The sequence below is a fragment of the Stenotrophomonas sp. PS02289 genome, from assembly GCF_029960115.1.
Classification (GTDB): domain Bacteria; phylum Pseudomonadota; class Gammaproteobacteria; order Xanthomonadales; family Xanthomonadaceae; genus Stenotrophomonas.
Window position 1 is genome coordinate 1 of the sequence record NZ_JASCOZ010000091.1, and the last position, 17,030, is coordinate 17,030.

Genomic DNA, 17,030 nt, shown 5'->3' on the forward strand with positions numbered 1-17,030 from the left:
GCCACGCCCGGCGTGGCGGCGATTCCGGCTGGCGCCGCGAAGCCACGCAGGGCGTGGCTCTACGGCAGATCAATGCCCCGATGACGCACCGCCTCAGCCACCCTGCTTGCGCACGATCGCCATTGCAATCTCCAGCGACTGCTCGTAATTCAATCGCGGATCCACGGTGGAGCGGTAGGCCCGCTCCAGGTCGCGCTCGGTCAGCTCGCGGGCACCGCCGGTGCACTCGGTGACATCCTCACCGGTGAGCTCCAGGTGCACACCGCCCAGCCGCGTACCGGCTGCGGCGTGCAGGTCGAAGGACAGCTCCACTTCGCTGCGCACGTTGTCGAAGCGACGCGTCTTGAAGCCGTTGCTGGTGCTTTCGGTATTGCCGTGCATCGCATCGCAGACCCACAACACGCGGCGACCATCGCGCTTTACCGCATCCAGCAGCGGCGGCAGCTTTTCGGCAATCTGCGCCGCGCCCATGCGATGAATGAAGCTCAGGCGACCGGGTTCGTCGTCCGGATTGAGCACGTCGATCAGGCGCAGCAGCTGATCCGGCTGTACCGACGGCCCGACCTTGATTGCAATCGGATTGCGCACGCCACGCAGGTATTCCACGTGCGCGCCATCCAGGGCGGCGGTGCGCATGCCGATCCACGGGTAATGCGTGCTCAGATTCAACCAGCCCTGCTGGCGCGGCACCTGCCGGGTCAATGCCTGCTCATAGGGCAGCAGCAGCGCCTCGTGCGAGGTGTAGAAGTCGATCCGGTTCAGGTTGTAGACCTGGGTCCCGGATAGCGTTTCCATGAAGTGCACGGCGTCACCGATGGACGACACCATCTTCTGGTAGTCCGCGGCCAGCGGCGAGTGCCGCACCCACTCCAGGTTCCAGTACTCCGGATGGTGCAGGTCAGCGAAGCCGCCGTCGATAAGCGCCCGCACGAAGTTCATGGTCATCGCCGAATGCGCATGCGCCTGCAACATTCGGCGCGGATCCGGGAGCCGGGCCGCCTCGGTGAATTCGGGCGCGTTGATCACATCGCCGCGATAACTGGGCAGGGTGACGCCGTCACGGGTTTCGGTATCGGCCGAACGCGGCTTCGCATACTGCCCGGCGAAGCGCCCCACGCGGATGACCGGCTTGCGCATGCCATGCACCAGCACCAGGCTCATCTGCAGCAGCACCTTGAGCCGGTTGGAGATGGTGGTGCTTTCGCAGTCGCTGAAGTTCTCCGCGCAGTCACCGCCCTGCAGCAGGAAGCGCTTGCCCTCCTGGGCCTCGGCCAACTGGCGCTTGAGCGCCAGGATCTCCCAGGAGGTGACCAGCGGCGGCAGCCGCTTCAGCTCATGCAGCGAGGCATCCAGCGCGACCGGATCGGGATAGGTGGGCATCTGCAGCGCCGGCCGGCTCCGCCAGCTCTCCGGCGACCAGTCGGTCGGCAAGGTCGCAGGGGCGTTGGCGGGCATTGAGGCGTTCATCGGAGTATCCAGTCAGGTCAGCAGTACAGCGAATTCAGTAGCGGCGTGGCGGCTTGCGGAACGACACCACCAGCGCCCACAGGCCCAGCAGCACGAACCAGACCAGGCTCCACATGGGCATGGTAAGCCCCAGGAAGGTCCAGTCGATGTTGCCGCAGTTGCCGGTGCCGGTCAGCACGGTGCGGAAGACCTCGAACGGCCCCATGGTTTCGCTCAGGAACGACAGCGGCGGTCCGCAGCTGGAGCCGAGGTCCTGCGGCAGCATCTGCACGTACACATGACGCCCGGCGATGCCGATGCCCACGGCCGCGGCGATGAAGGCCAGCACGCCATAGGTGATGCGCCCGGGGCGATCACGCGGGCCGTGCAGCGCACCGATCAGGAACAGCAGGCCCAGCGCGGCGAACGCGATGCGCTGGAAGATGCACAGCGGGCACGGCTCCAGGCCCATCTTCAACTGGGTGAAGATCGCAAAGCCGAGCAACCCGGCGCAGATCAGGAACCCCAGCAGGAACTGGGCGCGGTAGGGCCAGCGCAATGGATTCATTGCCACACACTCGTGAAAGTCAGGTGCCAAGATTAACAGGGTGCTGCGCGGTCAGGGCTGCGGCAGATTGCCGTATGTCGGGGGCTGGGTCGCGTAGAGCGGCCAGAAATGAAAAACCCGGCGCAAGGCCGGGTTTCTCAGTGAATCTTGGTAAAGCCCGAAGACTTATTCTTCGACGGCTTCAGCAACGGCCGGACGGTCGACCAGTTCGACGTAGGCCATCGGGGCGTTGTCGCCGGCGCGGAAGCCGCACTTCAGCAGACGCAGGTAGCCGCCCGGACGGGTCGCATAGCGCGGGCCCAGGATGGTGAACAGGTTGCCCACGGCTTCGTTGTCGCGCAGACGGGCGAAGGCCAGACGGCGGTTGGCGACCGAGTCAACCTTGGCCAGGGTGATCAGCGGCTCGGCAACGCGGCGCAGTTCCTTGGCCTTCGGCAGGGTGGTCTTGATCAGCTCGTGCTTGAACAGCGAGGCAGCCATGTTCTTGAACATCGCTTCGCGGTGGGCGCTGGTACGGTTGAACTTGCGGCCGGATTTCTGGTGACGCATGGGTGTGTTTCCTTCAAAGAATGTTGGATCGGTTGTGGTTCGCTGTCGCCGTCCTGGCGTTCAAACGTGGACTGCGGTTGGTCCGATGCCGGCCCTCCTGGCCGACCGTCACCGCAGGCTGTGCGCCTGTCGGTGCGAGGTACTGCGGTAAAGCCCCCGCACCCGAAGGTGCGGGGTAAAACTGTTTCGCTGGATCAGCCGAGCATGCCGTGCTGGGCAACACCGGCCGGCGGCCAGTTTTCCAGCTTCATGCCGAGCGAAAGGCCGCGCTGTGCCAGCACTTCCTTGATCTCGGTCAGCGACTTCTTGCCCAGGTTCGGGGTCTTCAGCAGCTCCACTTCGGTCTTCTGGATCAGATCGCCGATGTAGTAGATGCTTTCGGCCTTCAGGCAGTTCGCCGAACGCACGGTCAGTTCCAGATCGTCGATCGGGCGCAGCAGCACCGGATCCACGCCGTTGTTGGCCGGCTTGGCCGCACCGCGGTCGCGGTGGGTGAAGTCACCGAACACCGACAGCTGATCGCTCAGGATGTCGGCGGCGGTGCGCACGGCTTCCTCGGCGTCGATCGTGCCGTTGGTTTCGATGTCCAGCACCAGCTTGTCCAGGTCGGTGCGCTGTTCCACACGCGCCGCTTCCACCGAGTACGCCACGCGGCGGACCGGGGAGAACGAAGCGTCCAGCACCAGACGACCGATCGCACGGGTTTCTTCGTCCGGACGACGACGTGCAGCTGCCGGCTGGTAGCCGAAGCCGCGCTCGACCTTCAGACGCATGTTGATCGCCGTGTCCTTGGTCAGGTGGCAGATCACGTGGTCAGGGTTGAGGATCTCGACATTGTGGTCGACCTTGATGTCGGCCGCAGTGACAACACCCGGACCCTGCTTGGACAGGGACAGCGTGGAACTGTCGCCGGTGTGCATGCGGATCGCCACGTCTTTCAGGTTGAGCAGGACTTCGAGAACGTCCTCCTGCAGACCTTCCAACGTGGTGTACTCGTGCAGCACGCCGTCGATTTCAACTTCCGTGATGGCGAAGCCCGGGATGGACGACAGCAGCACGCGACGCAGGGCGTTGCCCAGCGTATGCCCGTAACCACGCTCCAAGGGTTCGATGACGACCTTGGCGCGGGTGTCGGTAAGGCGTTCGATCTGCGGACCGCGAGGACGCAGAACCTGGTTGGCGGTAACCGTCATGTTTGCGGGTTCTCCTAGTGAACACCCCGGCCGTCGCCGGGGGTTCTCCAATGTGAATTACTTCGAATACAACTCGACGATCAGCGCTTCGTTGATATCCGCAGGCAGGTCCGAACGATCCGGAACAGCCTTGAAGATGCCGGCGAACTTGGCCGCATCGACTTCAATCCACGACGGACGCAGGTCATGCGAGCTGGACACGGTCAAGGCTTCCTGCACGCGCAGCTGCTTGGCAGCCTTTTCCGACAGGGCGACAGCGTCGCCGGCCTTGACCTGGTACGAAGCCAGGTTCACCGACTTGCCGTTCACGGTGACGCCGCGGTGCGAGACCAGCTGACGGGCAGCCGGACGGGTCACAGCGAAGCCCATGCGGTAGACGACGTTGTCCAGACGGGTTTCCAGCAGCTGCAGCAGGTTCTCGCCGGTGTTGCCCTTCTTGGTCGAGGCCTTCTTGTAGTAGTTGCGGAACTGACGCTCCAGCAGGCCGTAGATACGCTTGACCTTCTGCTTTTCACGCAGCTGGGTGGCGTAGTCGGACAGCTTGCCCTTACGGGCAGTCGCGCCGTGCTGGCCGGGCTTCTGCTCCAGCTTGCACTTGGAGTCCAGCGCACGGGCCGGGCTCTTGAGGGAAAGGTCGGCGCCTTCGCGGCGGGCGAGCTTACAGGTAGGACCGATATAACGAGCCATTTCTTATCGCTCCTTTAGACGCGACGCTTCTTCGGCGGACGGCACCCGTTGTGCGGGATTGGCGTCACGTCGATGATGTTGGTGATCTTGTAGCCCACGTTGTTCAGCGAGCGCACGGCCGACTCACGACCCGGACCCGGGCCCTTGATGCGGACTTCCAGGGACTTGACGCCGTAGTCGAGCGCGGCACGGCCGGCCTTCTCGGCAGCCACCTGGGCAGCGAACGGGGTGGACTTACGCGAACCGCGGAAGCCAGCGCCACCGGAGGTCGCCCACGACAGAGCATTGCCCTGACGGTCGGTGATGGTCACGATGGTGTTGTTGAAAGAAGCGTGGACGTGGGCAACGCCGTCAGTGACGACGCGCTTGATCTTCTTCTTGGTCTTAGCGACGGGCTTAGCCATTTCTCAGGTCCCTTACTTCTTGATCGCCTTGCGCGGACCCTTGCGGGTGCGGGCGTTGGTACGGGTGCGCTGACCGCGGAGCGGCAGGCCACGACGGTGACGCAGACCGCGGTAGCAGCCCAGGTCCATCAGGCGCTTGATCGCGATACCGATTTCACGGCGCAGATCGCCTTCCACGATGTACTTGCCGACTTCGAGACGCAGACGCTCGATTTCCGGCTCCGACAGATCGCGGATCTTGGTGGTCGAAGTCACGCCTGCGGCTTCGCAGACCTTCTTCGAACGGGTACGGCCGATGCCGTAAATGCTTTGCAACCCGACCCAGACATGCTTCTGGGCTGGCAGGTTGACGCCTGCAATACGCGCCATGACGCGGTTCTCCAGCTGAGTGATGGCCGACGGCGCACCCAAGGCGCGCCAATCCGGCAGGATGGATCAAAAAAGTGAACTAGCGATACTAACAAGGTTCCGGTTTACTTGGAAGTCCGTGAAACCTGAAAGGTTTCATGAACCCGGCCCAGGGAGTGTGCCCAGGCTCCGGCGCCGGACCAGGTTGACCCCGGAAACAGACCACTTGCGTGCCCTGCCCCGGTGCCGCCCGCGCTACTCCCGCGCGGGACGACCCGATCACACCCCCACCCGGAACCGCTGCGGGGGCCGCCCTTCGTTTGTGTGGCCAGGTCCGCGAAGCGGAGGACCATCACGTCAGGAAGACGATAGTGTAACAGCCGAATCAGCCGCGAGCAAAGCCGCCGCGGTTGCCACCCTTCAGGTTGGCCTTCTTCAACAGGCTTTCGTACTGGTGCGACATCAGGTGCGCCTGGATCTGGGCGATGAAGTCCATCACCACCACCACCACGATCAGCAGCGAGGTGCCGCCGAAGTAGAACGACGCATTCAGCTGCGAACGCATGATTTCCGGCAGCAGGCAGACAATGACCAGGTAGGCCGAGCCGGCCGCGGTCAGGCGGGTCAGCACGCCGTCGATGTAGTCGGCGGTGGCCTTGCCCGGACGGATGCCCGGAATCAGCGCGCCCGACTTCTTCAGGTTGTCGGCGGTTTCCTGCGAGTTGAACACCAGCGCGGTATAGAAGAACGCGAAACCGGTGATCAGCACGGCGAACACGATCATGTGCAGCGGCTCAGCCGGGCCCAGGGCGTTGGCGAGCTTCTGCAGCCAGGTGGCCGAGCTGGCCTGGCCGGACCACATGGCCAGGGTGGTCGGGAAAGCCAGGATGCTGGAGGCGAAGATGGCCGGGATCACGCCCGCCATGTTCAGCTTCAGCGGCAGGAACGAGGTCTGGTTCATGTACGCGTTGCGGCCACCCTGGCGGCGCGCGTAGTTCACCGTGATGCGGCGCTGGCCGCGCTCGACAAAGACCACGAAGAAGGTGAAGACCAGCACCACCAGCGCGATCAGCAGCAGCTGGATGAACTGGATGTTGCCGTCCTGGTAAGCGTCGAAGGTGTGGATGACCGCACCCGGCAGGCCCGCCACGATACCGGCGAAGATGATCAGCGACACACCGTTGCCGATGCCGCGCTCGGTGACCTGCTCGCCCACCCACATCAGGAAGATGGTGCCGGCGGTCAGCGCGACCACGGCGGTCAGCACGAAGCCCATGCCCGGGGCATAGACGACCGGGGCACCGGTCGGGGACAGCTGGTTCTGCAGCGCCAGCGCGATGCTGCCGCCCTGCACCACCGCCAGAAGCACGGCACCGATGCGGGAATACTGGGTGATCTTGCGGCGGCCGGATTCACCTTCCTTCTGCAGCGCCTTCAGCGCCGGGAAGATATGAACGGCCAGCTGCATCACGATGGATGCCGAAATGTACGGCATCACGTTCAGCGCGAAAATGCTGAAACGGTGCAGGGCGCCGCCCGAGAACATGTTGAACATGTCCACGATACCGCCGCCCTGCGCCTGCATGAGCGCAAGCATGGCATCGGGATTGACGCCCGGCACCGGCACATAACAGCCGATGCGATAGACGATCAACGCCCCGAGAACGAACAACAGACGCTGGCGAAGTTCAGTGAACTTGCCGAGCCCGCCGCCGAGGTTACCAATGCCCGCTTGCGCCATGTCTTACTCCTGTACGCTGCCGCCGGCAGCTTCGATCGCGGCCTTGGCACCGGCCGTTGCAGCAACACCCTTCAGGGTGAACGCCTTGGTCACTTCGCCCTTGACGACGATCTTGGCCTTCTTGGCGGTGCTCGGCACCAGCTTGGCGGCGCGCAGCGCAGCGAAGTCGATCTCGCCGGCTTCCAGACGGTCCAGCTGATACAGCAGCACTTCAGCGGTGTCCTTGGCGATGTGCGAGCGGAAGCCGATCTTCGGCAGACGACGCTGCATCGGGGTCTGGCCGCCTTCGAAGCCAGCCTTGATCTTGCCGCCACCCTTACGGGCGAACGAACCCTTGTGGCCGCGGCCGGCAGTCTTGCCCAGGCCCGAACCGATACCGCGGCCGACGCGGGTGCGTTCGGTGCGGGCGCCCGGTGCCGGGCTCAGATCATTGAGACGCATGGTCATTGGATTATTCCTCAACCTTGACGAGGTACTGGACCTTGTTGATCAGGCCACGAACCTGCGGGCTGTCTTTCAGCTCACGCACGTCGTTCAGCTTGTTCAGGCCCAGGGCACGCACCGACAGGCGGTGCTTGGACTGGGTGCCACGCAGGCCACCCACCAGACGGACCTTGACGGTCTTGTTGGACTCATTAGCCATGGTTGAGTTCCTCCACCTTCTTGCCGCGCTTGGCCGCGATGCGGGCCGGCGACTGCATGTCGGTCAGACCCTTCAGCGTGGCGCGAACCAGGTTGATCGGGTTACGCGAACCGACGGCCTTGGCCAGCACGTTCTTCACGCCAACGGCTTCCAGCACGGCGCGCATGGCACCGCCGGCGATCACACCGGTACCTTCCGAAGCCGGCATCATGAACACGCGGGCTGCGCCGTGGCCGGCCTTGACCGCGTGCCACAGGGTGCCGTTGTTCAGATCGACGGTAGCCATGTTCTTGCGGGCCTGTTCCATCGACTTCTGGATGGCGACCGGCACTTCGCGGGCCTTGCCATAACCGAAACCGACCTTGCCTTCGCCGTCGCCGACCACGGTCAGGGCGGTGAAGGTGAACTGACGGCCACCCTTGACGGTCTTGCTGACGCGGTTGACCGCGACCAGCTTTTCGATCATGCCGTCGTCGACTTTCTCTTCGCGGTTACGGTCGCGATCGCGACCCCGCTGCTGACGTTCTTCTGCCATGTTGATTCCTTGATTGATGGGTATGTACGGCTCAGGGCCGCTTATAGCTGTGAAGTGAAGCGTTGGATCGAGCGCCCCTGCAGAAGAAGGACGTCGCCCGGCACAGCCCGTGCCGGCAGGCAGGCGGAAGCGGGGCCAGGCCCCGCTTCCTTATCCCTTAGAACTGCAGGCCGCCTTCGCGGGCTGCGTCGGCGAGTGCCTTGATGCGACCGTGGTAGCGGTAGCCCGAGCGGTCGAAAGCGACCTTCTCGATGCCCGCAGCCTTGGCGCGCTCGGCGACGAGCTTGCCCACCTTGGCGGCGGCGTCGCTGTTCTTGCCGTTCTTCAGGCCTTCCTTGACGTCGGCCTGGGTGGTGTTGGCCGCAGCCAGCACCTTGGAGCCGTCGGCGGTGAAGACCTGTGCGTACAGGTGCTGACCGGTGCGCAGCACCGACAGACGCGGCACGCCCAGTTCGCGGATGTGTGCACGGGTCGACTTGGCGCGACGCAGACGAGCGATGTTCTTGTTCATTATCTTGGTCCTTGAAAGCTGAAGGGCTGGCGGAAAACGCCTTACGCCTTCTTGGCTTCCTTACGAATGATGACTTCGCCGGCGTACTTCACACCCTTGCCCTTGTAGGGCTCCGGCGGACGGTAGCCACGGATCTTGGCAGCCACTTCACCCACCTGCTGCTTGTCAGCGCCCTGGACCAGAATTTCGGTCTGGGTCGGGGTGGTGATGGTGATGCCTTCCGGTGCGACGAACAGAACCGGGTGCGAGAAACCGAGCGACAGGTTCAGGTCCTTGCCCTGCATGGCAGCGCGGTAACCCACGCCGACCAGCTCGAGCTTGCGCTCGAAACCTTCGCTCACGCCCTTGACCATGTTGGCCAGGATGGCGCGCACGGTGCCGGTCAGTGCGACCAGGCTTGCGTCGTTGGCGGCCAGAGTGGCAACGCCGTCTGCAACGGTGATTTCAACGCCGGCGACCTTCGGCAGCGACAGGGTGCCCTTCGGGCCCTTCACGCTGACGGATTCCGGCTGGATGTTCAGTTCAACGCCCTTGGGCAGGTTGACCGGCTTCTTGGCTACGCGGGACATAGTGGACTCCTTCTCGCCTTAGGCCACGAAGCACAGGACTTCGCCGCCGACGCCCAGCTGGCGCGCCTGCGCATCAGTCATGATGCCCTTGGAGGTGGAAATGATGGCAATACCCAGGCCGTTCAGGACCTTCGGCAGTTCAGCCTTGCCGCGGTACTGGCGCAGACCCGAACGCGAGAAGCGCTTCAGGGTCTCAATGACCGGCTTGCCTTCGAAATACTTCAGGACGATTTCGAGTTCGGCCTTGTTGTTTTCAGTCTTGGTCACGCGCACGTCAGTGATGTAGCCCTCGGCCTTCAGCACTTCTGCGATTGCAACCTTGATCTTGGAGGACGGTGCCTTCACCGTCTGCTTGCCAACTGCGGCCGCATTCTTGATGCGTACCAGCAGGTCGGCGATGGGATCAGTCATGCTCATTAGTCAAACCCTTTGAGTGCACCGATATCCGCTTTCGCGAAAATCTTGCTTGTAGTCCTGGGATGGGCCAGGCCCCTTCACACACACGCCCTACCCCGAAGGTCGGGACAGAAGCGGGAGTATACGACAAAAAGAGCCCGACTTGCGCCGGGCCCTTTTCGGGAGGAGATGAACCTGAATGGATTCATCTCCTATCCAGGGATTGCTCCCTTATTACCAGCTTGCCTTGCGCAGGCCCGGCACGTCGCCGCGCATGGTGGCTTCGCGCAGCTTGTTACGGCCCAGGCCGAACTTGCTGTACACGCCACGCGGACGGCCCGACAGCTCGCAACGGTTGCGGTGGCGGCTCGGCGACGAATCGCGCGGCAGCTTCTGCAACTTGATCACGGCTTCTGCCTTTTCGTCGTACGAAGCGGTCGTGCTGGAGATGATCTTCTTCAGCTCTTCGCGCTTGCCGGCGTACTTGGCAGCGAGCTTGGCACGCTTCAGATCGCGGTTGACCATGGAGGTCTTAGCCATTTCGATATCCTCGACGTATCAGTTACGGAACGGGAACTTGAACGCTGCGAGCAGCGCCTTCGCTTCCGCGTCGGTCTTGGCGGTGGTGGTGATGGCGATATCCATACCGCGGATCGCGTCGACGGCGTCGAAGTCGATTTCCGGGAAGATGATCTGTTCCTTCACACCCATGTTGAAGTTGCCGCGACCGTCGAAGGAACGACCGGAAACACCACGGAAGTCGCGCACGCGCGGCAGCGAGATGTTGATCAGGCGATCCAGGAACTCATACATCTTGGCACGACGCAGCGTGGTCTTGCAGCCAATCGGCCAGCCATCACGGATCTTGAACGAAGCCACCGAGATACGGGACTTGGTCACGACCGGCTTCTGGCCGGAGATCTTGGACATGTCAGCAACGGCATTTTCCAGGATCTTCTTGTTGGTCGCCGCTTCGCCGACACCCATGTTCAGGGTGACCTTGACCAGCTTGGGGACCTGCATCGGATTGGTGTAGCCGAACTGCTTCATCAGCGCCGGCACCACTTCTTCCTTGTAGAACTTTTCGAGACGGGAAGTCATCTTCACATTCCTCAGGCGTCGAGCGCCTCACCGCTGGAGCGGAACACACGCAGTTTGCGTCCATCCTCCAGCACCTTGAAGCCAACGCGTTCGCCCTTGCCCGAAGCCGGGTTCAGCACATTCACGTTGGAGATATGGATCGACGCTTCACGCTCGACCACGCCGCCGGCAACGCCTGCCTGCGGGTTCGGCTTGGTGTGGCGCTTGACGATGTTCACGTTGGCGACGATCACACGATCGCCGTCGACGCGGACGACTTCGCCCTGCTTGCCCTTGTCCTTGCCGGTGTTGACGACGACCTGGTCGCCCTTCTTGATACGGTTAGCCATGATTATCTCCTGTCGCTCACAGCACTTCGGGAGCGAGCGAGACGATCTTCATGAACTTCTCGGAACGAAGTTCACGGGTCACCGGCCCGAAGATGCGGGTGCCGATCGGCTCTTGCTTGTTGTTGAGCAGGACCGCGGCGTTGCCGTCGAAACGGATCAGCGAACCGTCGGCGCGACGCACACCCTTGCGGGTACGCACCACGACGGCGTCATACACTTCACCCTTCTTGACCTTGCCGCGCGGGATCGCATCCTTCACGGTGACCTTGATGATGTCACCGATGTGCGCGTAACGGCGCTTGGAACCACCCAGCACCTTGATGCACATCAGTTCCTTGGCACCGGAGTTGTCCGCGACGTCAAGGTAGCTCTGCATCTGGATCATGATTCAGATCTCCTTATTGAGCCGCACGCGTGATGACTTCCACCACGCGCCAGTTCTTGGTCTTGGACATCGGAGCAATCTCGGTCACGCGCACGACGTCGCCTTCATTGCAGGCGTTGTCGGCATCGTGAGCGTGAAGCTTGGTCGAGCGCTTGATGTACTTGCCGTACAGGGCGTGCTTGACCTGGCGCTCCACCAACACGGTGACCGTCTTGTCCATCTTGTTGCTGACGACACGGCCTTCGACCGTGCGCAGCGTCTTTTCGTTGTTATCGCTCATAGCGGCCGTCCTTACTTCTTGCTGCCGAGCAGAGTCTTGACGCGAGCAATCTCGCGGCGGACCCGGCGGGTTTCGTGAGTCTTCGGCAGCTGCCCGGTGACCTGCTGCATGCGGAGCGAGAACTGCTCCTTACGCAGGTCGGTCAGGTGGGCGTTCAGTTCGTCAGCCGACTTTTCGCGAAGTTGTTTGATGTCCATCAGCGCACCGTCCGGGTCACGAAAGTAGTGGTCACGGAAAGCTTGGCGGCAGCCAGGCGGAAAGCCTCACGTGCCACGTCTTCGCCAACGCCTTCAATTTCATAGATCATGCGGCCGGGCTGGATCTGGGCCACCCAGTATTCCACGTTGCCCTTACCAGAACCCATTCGGACTTCGATGGGCTTCTTGGTGATCGGCTTGTCGGGGAACACACGGATCCACATCTTGCCACCGCGCTTGACGTAGCGGCTGATCGAGCGGCGGGCCGCTTCGATCTGACGCGCGGTCAGCTGACCGTGGGCGGTTGCCTTGAGGCCGTATTCGCCGAAGCTGACAGCGTTGGCGCTCCAGCTCAGGCCATCATTACGGCCCTTGTGTACCTTGCGGTATTTGGTTCGCTTGGGTTGCAACATTGCCGTTACCTCGCTTCACGAGCCGGGCGCTGACGGTCACCGCGGTCGCCGCGATCGTTACGATCGTTGCGCGACGGGGTGTCGTCCTGCTTTTCCTGGCCAACCTGGGAGAAATCGAAGACTTCGCCCTTGTAGATCCAGACCTTGATGCCGATGATGCCGTAGGTCGTCTTGGCTTCAGCGAAGCCATAGTCGATGTCGGCACGCAGCGTGTGCAGCGGCACGCGGCCTTCGCGGTACCACTCCGAACGGGCGATTTCTGCGCCATTCAGACGGCCACCGACGTTGACCTTGATGCCCAGGGCACCCAGGCGCATCGCGTTGCCGACCGAGCGCTTCATGGCGCGGCGGAACATGATGCGACGCTCCAGCTGCTGCGCGATCGACTCGGCAACCAGCTGTGCGTCCAGCTCGGGCTTGCGCACTTCGGTGACGTTGATGTGCGCCGGAACGCCCATCATTTCGCTCACTTCCTTACGCAGCTTCTCGATGTCCTCACCGCGCTTGCCGATCACCACGCCCGGACGGGCGGTGTGGATCGTCACGCGAGCGGTCTTTGCCGGACGCTCGATCAGGATCTTGCTGATGCCGGCCTGCGCGAGCTTCTTGCGCAGCATGTCCCGCACCTTCAGGTCGGCTGCCAGGTAACCGGCAAACTCGGCCTTGTTGGCGTACCACTTGGAGTTCCAGTCCTTGGAAATGCCGAGGCGGATACCAATCGGATGAACTTTATGACCCATGGTTTTTTCCTTTCCGCTTACTTGCCGGCGCCCACAACCACAGTGATGTGGCTGGTGCGCTTGAGGATGCGGGTACCGCGGCCTTTCGCCCGCGCCATGAAACGCTTCAGGGTCGGACCTTCATCAACCATGATGGTCTGAACCTTCAGCTCGTCGACGTCGGCGCCCTGGTTGTTCTCGGCATTGGCAATAGCCGACTCCACCACCTTCTTGATCAGGTGGGCAGCCTTCTTGTCCGAGAACTTCAGCAGGTTGACCGCACGCTCGGCCGGCAGACCGCGCACCTGGTCAGCGACCAGACGAGCCTTCTGCGGGGAGATGCGCGCAGTGCGCAGGATTGCTTTCGCTTCCATTGTCATCTCTCCTTACTTGCCCGACTTCTTGTCAGCACCATGACCCTTGAAGGTCCGGGTGATGGCAAATTCGCCGAGCTTGTGACCGACCATGTTCTCGTTGACGAGCACCGGAACGTGGGCCTTGCCGTTATGAACGGCGATGGTGATGCCTACCATTTCCGGCAGGATCATCGAACGACGCGACCAGGTCTTGATCGGCTTCTTGCTACCCGCAGCGGCCTCCACCTTCTTGACGAGGTGGTGATCGACGAACGGGCCTTTCTTGAGTGAACGTGCCATGGTCGATTAGCCCCTACGATCGCGGACGATGAACTGCTGGGTGCGCTTGTTCTTGCGCGTCTTGTAACCCTTGGTCGGGACACCCCACGGGGTGACCGGATGCGGATTACCCTGGCCGGCCTTCGCCTCACCACCACCGTGCGGGTGGTCAACCGGGTTCATGGCAGCACCACGAACGGTCGGGCGAACACCGCGCCAGCGCTTGGCGCCAGCCTTGCCCAGCTTTTCCAGGTTGTGCTCGTCGTTGCCGACTTCGCCGATGGTGGCACGGCACTCGACCGGCACCTTGCGCATTTCACCCGAGCGCAGGCGCAGGGTGGCGTAGATGCCTTCACGAGCGACGAGCTGCACGGCAGCGCCGGCGGCACGAGCGATCTGGGCACCCTTGCCCGGCTTCAGTTCGATGCCGTGGACAGTGGTACCAACCGGGATGTTGCGCAGCGGCAGGGTGTTGCCGGTCTTGATCGGGGCGTCCGAACCTGCAATCACCTGGTCACCGGCCTTCAGGCCCTTCGGTGCGATGATGTAGCGACGCTCGCCGTCGACGTAGCACAGCAGGGCGATATGGGCGGTGCGGTTCGGATCGTATTCGATGCGTTCCACGCGCGCCGGAATGCCTTCCTTGTTGCGCTTGAAGTCGATGACACGGTAGTGCTGCTTGTGACCACCGCCCACGTGACGGGTGGTGATGCGGCCGTGGTGGTTACGACCACCGGACTTGCTCTGCGGCTCCAGCAACGCTGCGTGCGGTGCGCCCTTGTGCAGATCGGGCGTGACCACGCGCACGGCCGAACGACGGCCTGCGGAGGTGGGCTTGAATTTCATCAATGGCATGGGATGTACCTCAGGCCTTGGCCGTTACATCGATGGACTGGCCATCGGCGAGACGCACGTATGCCTTGCGCCAATCGCCGCGACGGCCGTTGCGGTTACGGAAGGACTTGTTCTTGCCCTTCACGTTCAGCACGTTGACCGACTCGACTTTGACTGCGAACAGCTGCTCAACCGCGGCCTTCACGTCGGCCTTGGTCGCTTCGTTCGACACTTCGAAGACATACTGGTTGGAGACTTCCTGCAGGCGCGCGGTCTTTTCGGAGACACGCGGGGCACGCAGCACGCTGAAGATTTTTTCGTTGCTGTTCATGCCAGCCACTCCTCGACCTTCTTGACCGCATCAGCGGTGATGACGACCGTGTCGGCACCGACCAGCGAGACCGGGTCCAGACCCTGGACGTCACGCACTTCCACGTAGGGAACGTTGCGTGCGGACAGGTACAGGTGCTCGGACGCATCTTCAGTGACGATCAGCGGGCGCTTGCCCACTTCCAGGCCGGCCAGCTTGGCGATCAGACCCTTCGTGCTGGTCGCTTCGACGTCGAAGGACTCCACGATGGTCAGACGGCCCTGACGGTTCAGCTCGGACAGGATCGCGCACATGGCGGCACGGTACTGCTTGCGGTTGACCTTCTGCTCGAAGCTGCGCGGCTTGGCCGCGAAGGTGACGCCACCGCCGACGAAGATCGGAGCCGTCAGCGCGCCATGACGCGCACCGCCGCCCTTCTGCTTCTTCGACTTCTTGGTGGTGCCAGCCACTTCGGAGCGAGTCTTCTGTGCCTTGGTACCGGCGCGACCGGCGTTGCGGTAAGCAACGACGACCTGGTGAACCAGATCTTCGCTGAAATCGCGACCGAACACGGCTTCGGAGACCGAGACCTTGTTGTTGCTACCCGTGATAACGAGTTCCATCGTCATCTCTCCTTATGCCTTGCTCGCCGGACGGACGATCACGTCACCACCCGCAGCGCCCGGAACGGCACCACGAATCGCGATCAGACCGCGCTCGACGTCGACCTTGACCACTTCCAGGTTCTGCGTGCTCTGCTGCACGGCACCCATATGGCCCGACATCTTCTTGCCCGGGAAAACGCGACCCGGGGTCTGGCGCTGACCCAGCGAACCCGGCGCGCGATGCGACAGCGAGTTACCGTGGGTTGCATCGCCCATACGGAAGTTGTAGCGCTTGATGGTGCCCTGGAAACCCTTACCCTTGGTGACACCCTGGACGTCGACCTTCTGGCCAACTTCAAAGATGTCCGCCTTGACTTCGCCGCCGACGGCGAAATCGCCGAGCTGCGCGTCTTCAACGCGGAATTCCCACAGGCCACGACCGGCTTCCACCTTCGCCTTGGCGAAGTGGCCGGCTTCCGGCTTGTTGACCAGGGCAGCGCGACGCGCGCCGACGGTCACCTGCACGGCGCTGTAGCCGTCGGCTTCGACGGTCTTGATCTGCGCGATGCGGTTCGGGGTTGCTTCAATCAGGGTCACCGGGATGGCGCGGCCATCGTCAGTGAAAACGCGGCTCATGCCAGCCTTGCGGCCCACGAAGCCCAACGAATATTTCTTCGTCATGGTCGTAGTCCTCAGGTCAGCTTGATCTGAACGTCGACGCCGGCAGCCAGTTCGAGCTTCATCAGCGCGTCCACGGTCTTGTCGTTGGGGTCGACGATGTCGAGCACGCGCTTGTGCGTGCGGGTCTCGTACTGGTCACGCGCGTCCTTGTCGACGTGCGGCGAAACGAGAATGGTGTAACGCTCGATCTTGGTCGGCAGCGGGATCGGGCCACGCACTTGCGCGCCGGTCCGCTTGGCCGTTTCAACGATCTCGCTGGCCGAGCGGTCGATCAGACGATGATCGAATGCCTTCAGCCGGATACGGATCTTTTGGTCCGCCATGACGGTGGTTCCTTCGTTAAAAGAGCGACAGACAAGGCCTCTGGGTTGCCTTGTCCCATGAATATCCTGAATGCGAACGTCGCACAGTCCCGTGCGACGCCAAGATCTTTCCGTAGACCTCAAAAGCCGAGGCAGACCGATTGCTCGATCTGCCCAGACGAAAAAGTATAGCGCGCATACAAGGCGGCGGTCAACAGTCGCCTGTTGACACTGCCTGAATGGCACGACCCTTCCTGGTCCGGGGAACACGAGGAGCGTCCTGCGCCTCTTTTCCCATTTAGTTACGCCCCGATGCCCTACCCAGGCAACATCGGGGCGCAGATTCTAGCAGGTTACTCGAGGATGTTCGAGACCACGCCGGCGCCGACGGTACGGCCGCCTTCGCGGATGGCGAAGCGCAGGCCCGAGTCCATGGCGACCGGGTTGATCAGGGTGACGACCATCTTGATGTTGTCGCCCGGCATGACCATTTCCACGCCTTCCGGCAGTTCAACCGCACCAGTGATGTCGGTGGTACGGAAGTAGAACTGCGGGCGGTAGCCCTTGAAGAACGGGGTGTGACGGCCGCCTTCGTCCTTCGACAGCACGTACACTTCGGCGTCGAACTTGGTGTGCGGCTTGATCGAAC

General features: G+C 62.6%; 29 protein-coding genes and 1 pseudogene. All 30 read right to left on the reverse strand.

Going from position 1 to position 17,030, the window contains the following annotated elements:
* Positions 1-93: 93 nt before the first annotated feature.
* Positions 94-1,467 (reverse strand): 3-deoxy-7-phosphoheptulonate synthase class II, encoded by a 1,374-nt coding sequence (locus tag QMX83_RS13325; RefSeq protein WP_282297127.1) that lies wholly within the window; start codon positions 1,465-1,467, stop codon positions 94-96.
* A 34-nt stretch (positions 1,468-1,501) separates the two neighbouring features.
* Positions 1,502-2,014: a disulfide bond formation protein B gene (locus QMX83_RS13330; RefSeq protein WP_282297128.1), complete on the reverse strand. Its 513-nt coding sequence runs from the start codon at positions 2,012-2,014 to the stop codon at positions 1,502-1,504.
* Between the two features lie 165 nt (positions 2,015-2,179).
* A complete protein-coding gene (rplQ, locus tag QMX83_RS13335) occupies positions 2,180-2,563 on the reverse strand; it encodes a 50S ribosomal protein L17 (RefSeq protein WP_282297129.1) in 384 nt (127 codons plus the stop codon).
* Positions 2,564-2,757: 194 nt separating this feature from the next.
* Positions 2,758-3,756: a DNA-directed RNA polymerase subunit alpha gene (rpoA, locus tag QMX83_RS13340; RefSeq protein ID WP_282297130.1), complete on the reverse strand. Its 999-nt coding sequence runs from the start codon at positions 3,754-3,756 to the stop codon at positions 2,758-2,760.
* 57 nt (positions 3,757-3,813) lie between these two features.
* Entirely contained in the window at positions 3,814-4,443 is a 630-nt protein-coding gene (gene rpsD / locus QMX83_RS13345) for a 30S ribosomal protein S4 (RefSeq protein WP_125358536.1), read from the reverse strand.
* A 14-nt stretch (positions 4,444-4,457) separates the two neighbouring features.
* Entirely contained in the window at positions 4,458-4,847 is a 390-nt protein-coding gene (rpsK, locus tag QMX83_RS13350) for a 30S ribosomal protein S11 (protein WP_017355427.1), read from the reverse strand.
* A 12-nt stretch (positions 4,848-4,859) separates the two neighbouring features.
* Complete coding sequence (gene rpsM, locus QMX83_RS13355; protein WP_010340453.1) at positions 4,860-5,216, reverse strand: 30S ribosomal protein S13; 357 nt, start codon at positions 5,214-5,216, stop codon at positions 4,860-4,862.
* 364 nt (positions 5,217-5,580) lie between these two features.
* Positions 5,581-6,936 carry a preprotein translocase subunit SecY gene (gene secY / locus QMX83_RS13360; protein WP_125358542.1) on the reverse strand — a complete coding sequence of 452 codons (1,356 nt, stop codon included), beginning with the start codon at positions 6,934-6,936 and terminating at the stop codon, positions 5,581-5,583.
* Between the two features lie 3 nt (positions 6,937-6,939).
* Positions 6,940-7,383, reverse strand: a complete 444-nt coding sequence (rplO, locus tag QMX83_RS13365; RefSeq protein WP_282297134.1) for a 50S ribosomal protein L15 — start codon at positions 7,381-7,383, stop codon at positions 6,940-6,942.
* 4 nt (positions 7,384-7,387) lie between these two features.
* Positions 7,388-7,579, reverse strand: coding sequence for a 50S ribosomal protein L30 (rpmD, locus tag QMX83_RS13370; protein ID WP_282297135.1), 192 nt, complete (start codon positions 7,577-7,579; stop codon positions 7,388-7,390).
* The gene (rpsE, locus tag QMX83_RS13375; protein ID WP_282297136.1) at positions 7,572-8,114 is read right to left on the reverse strand and encodes a 30S ribosomal protein S5; all 543 of its coding nucleotides are present in this window, start codon (positions 8,112-8,114) and stop codon (positions 7,572-7,574) included. Before rpsE ends, rpmD begins: the two co-directional genes overlap by 8 nt.
* 157 nt (positions 8,115-8,271) lie before the next feature.
* Entirely contained in the window at positions 8,272-8,625 is a 354-nt protein-coding gene (rplR, locus tag QMX83_RS13380; protein ID WP_017355421.1) for a 50S ribosomal protein L18, read from the reverse strand.
* Between the two features lie 41 nt (positions 8,626-8,666).
* Positions 8,667-9,194, reverse strand: a complete 528-nt coding sequence (gene rplF, locus QMX83_RS13385; RefSeq protein WP_282297137.1) for a 50S ribosomal protein L6 — start codon at positions 9,192-9,194, stop codon at positions 8,667-8,669.
* A gap of 18 nt (positions 9,195-9,212) precedes the next feature.
* On the reverse strand, positions 9,213-9,611 hold the full coding sequence (gene rpsH / locus QMX83_RS13390) for a 30S ribosomal protein S8 (RefSeq protein ID WP_282297138.1): 399 nt from the start codon (positions 9,609-9,611) through the stop codon (positions 9,213-9,215).
* A gap of 213 nt (positions 9,612-9,824) precedes the next feature.
* Positions 9,825-10,130 (reverse strand): 30S ribosomal protein S14, encoded by a 306-nt coding sequence (gene rpsN, locus QMX83_RS13395; RefSeq protein WP_125358560.1) that lies wholly within the window; start codon positions 10,128-10,130, stop codon positions 9,825-9,827.
* Positions 10,131-10,148: 18 nt separating this feature from the next.
* Positions 10,149-10,691 (reverse strand): 50S ribosomal protein L5, encoded by a 543-nt coding sequence (rplE, locus tag QMX83_RS13400; RefSeq protein ID WP_282297141.1) that lies wholly within the window; start codon positions 10,689-10,691, stop codon positions 10,149-10,151.
* 11 nt (positions 10,692-10,702) lie between these two features.
* Positions 10,703-11,020: a 50S ribosomal protein L24 gene (gene rplX / locus QMX83_RS13405; protein WP_017355416.1), complete on the reverse strand. Its 318-nt coding sequence runs from the start codon at positions 11,018-11,020 to the stop codon at positions 10,703-10,705.
* 16 nt (positions 11,021-11,036) lie between these two features.
* Positions 11,037-11,405 carry a 50S ribosomal protein L14 gene (gene rplN / locus QMX83_RS13410; protein ID WP_125358566.1) on the reverse strand — a complete coding sequence of 123 codons (369 nt, stop codon included), beginning with the start codon at positions 11,403-11,405 and terminating at the stop codon, positions 11,037-11,039.
* Between the two features lie 13 nt (positions 11,406-11,418).
* Complete coding sequence (rpsQ, locus tag QMX83_RS13415) at positions 11,419-11,685, reverse strand: 30S ribosomal protein S17 (protein ID WP_282297143.1); 267 nt, start codon at positions 11,683-11,685, stop codon at positions 11,419-11,421.
* An 11-nt stretch (positions 11,686-11,696) separates the two neighbouring features.
* Entirely contained in the window at positions 11,697-11,882 is a 186-nt protein-coding gene (gene rpmC, locus QMX83_RS13420) for a 50S ribosomal protein L29 (RefSeq protein WP_125358571.1), read from the reverse strand.
* The gene (gene rplP / locus QMX83_RS13425) at positions 11,882-12,295 is read right to left on the reverse strand and encodes a 50S ribosomal protein L16 (protein WP_125358574.1); all 414 of its coding nucleotides are present in this window, start codon (positions 12,293-12,295) and stop codon (positions 11,882-11,884) included. The genes rpmC and rplP overlap by 1 nt, the downstream gene beginning before the upstream one ends.
* Before the next feature lie 5 nt (positions 12,296-12,300).
* The gene (rpsC, locus tag QMX83_RS13430) at positions 12,301-13,035 is read right to left on the reverse strand and encodes a 30S ribosomal protein S3 (RefSeq protein ID WP_068849461.1); all 735 of its coding nucleotides are present in this window, start codon (positions 13,033-13,035) and stop codon (positions 12,301-12,303) included.
* A gap of 17 nt (positions 13,036-13,052) precedes the next feature.
* Positions 13,053-13,388 (reverse strand): 50S ribosomal protein L22, encoded by a 336-nt coding sequence (rplV, locus tag QMX83_RS13435; RefSeq protein ID WP_080375339.1) that lies wholly within the window; start codon positions 13,386-13,388, stop codon positions 13,053-13,055.
* Between the two features lie 12 nt (positions 13,389-13,400).
* On the reverse strand, positions 13,401-13,670 hold the full coding sequence (gene rpsS, locus QMX83_RS13440) for a 30S ribosomal protein S19 (RefSeq protein ID WP_125358580.1): 270 nt from the start codon (positions 13,668-13,670) through the stop codon (positions 13,401-13,403).
* 6 nt (positions 13,671-13,676) lie between these two features.
* Complete coding sequence (gene rplB / locus QMX83_RS13445; protein WP_125358583.1) at positions 13,677-14,504, reverse strand: 50S ribosomal protein L2; 828 nt, start codon at positions 14,502-14,504, stop codon at positions 13,677-13,679.
* 10 nt (positions 14,505-14,514) lie between these two features.
* A complete protein-coding gene (gene rplW, locus QMX83_RS13450; protein WP_125358585.1) occupies positions 14,515-14,814 on the reverse strand; it encodes a 50S ribosomal protein L23 in 300 nt (99 codons plus the stop codon).
* Positions 14,811-15,416 carry a 50S ribosomal protein L4 gene (gene rplD / locus QMX83_RS13455; RefSeq protein WP_125358588.1) on the reverse strand — a complete coding sequence of 202 codons (606 nt, stop codon included), beginning with the start codon at positions 15,414-15,416 and terminating at the stop codon, positions 14,811-14,813. The genes rplW and rplD overlap by 4 nt, the downstream gene beginning before the upstream one ends.
* Before the next feature lie 12 nt (positions 15,417-15,428).
* The gene (rplC, locus tag QMX83_RS13460; RefSeq protein ID WP_282297146.1) at positions 15,429-16,079 is read right to left on the reverse strand and encodes a 50S ribosomal protein L3; all 651 of its coding nucleotides are present in this window, start codon (positions 16,077-16,079) and stop codon (positions 15,429-15,431) included.
* A gap of 11 nt (positions 16,080-16,090) precedes the next feature.
* Positions 16,091-16,402, reverse strand: a complete 312-nt coding sequence (gene rpsJ / locus QMX83_RS13465) for a 30S ribosomal protein S10 (protein ID WP_010341589.1) — start codon at positions 16,400-16,402, stop codon at positions 16,091-16,093.
* Positions 16,403-16,734: 332 nt separating this feature from the next.
* Positions 16,735-17,030, reverse strand: a pseudogene (tuf, locus tag QMX83_RS13470) (elongation factor Tu); the annotation flags it as partial.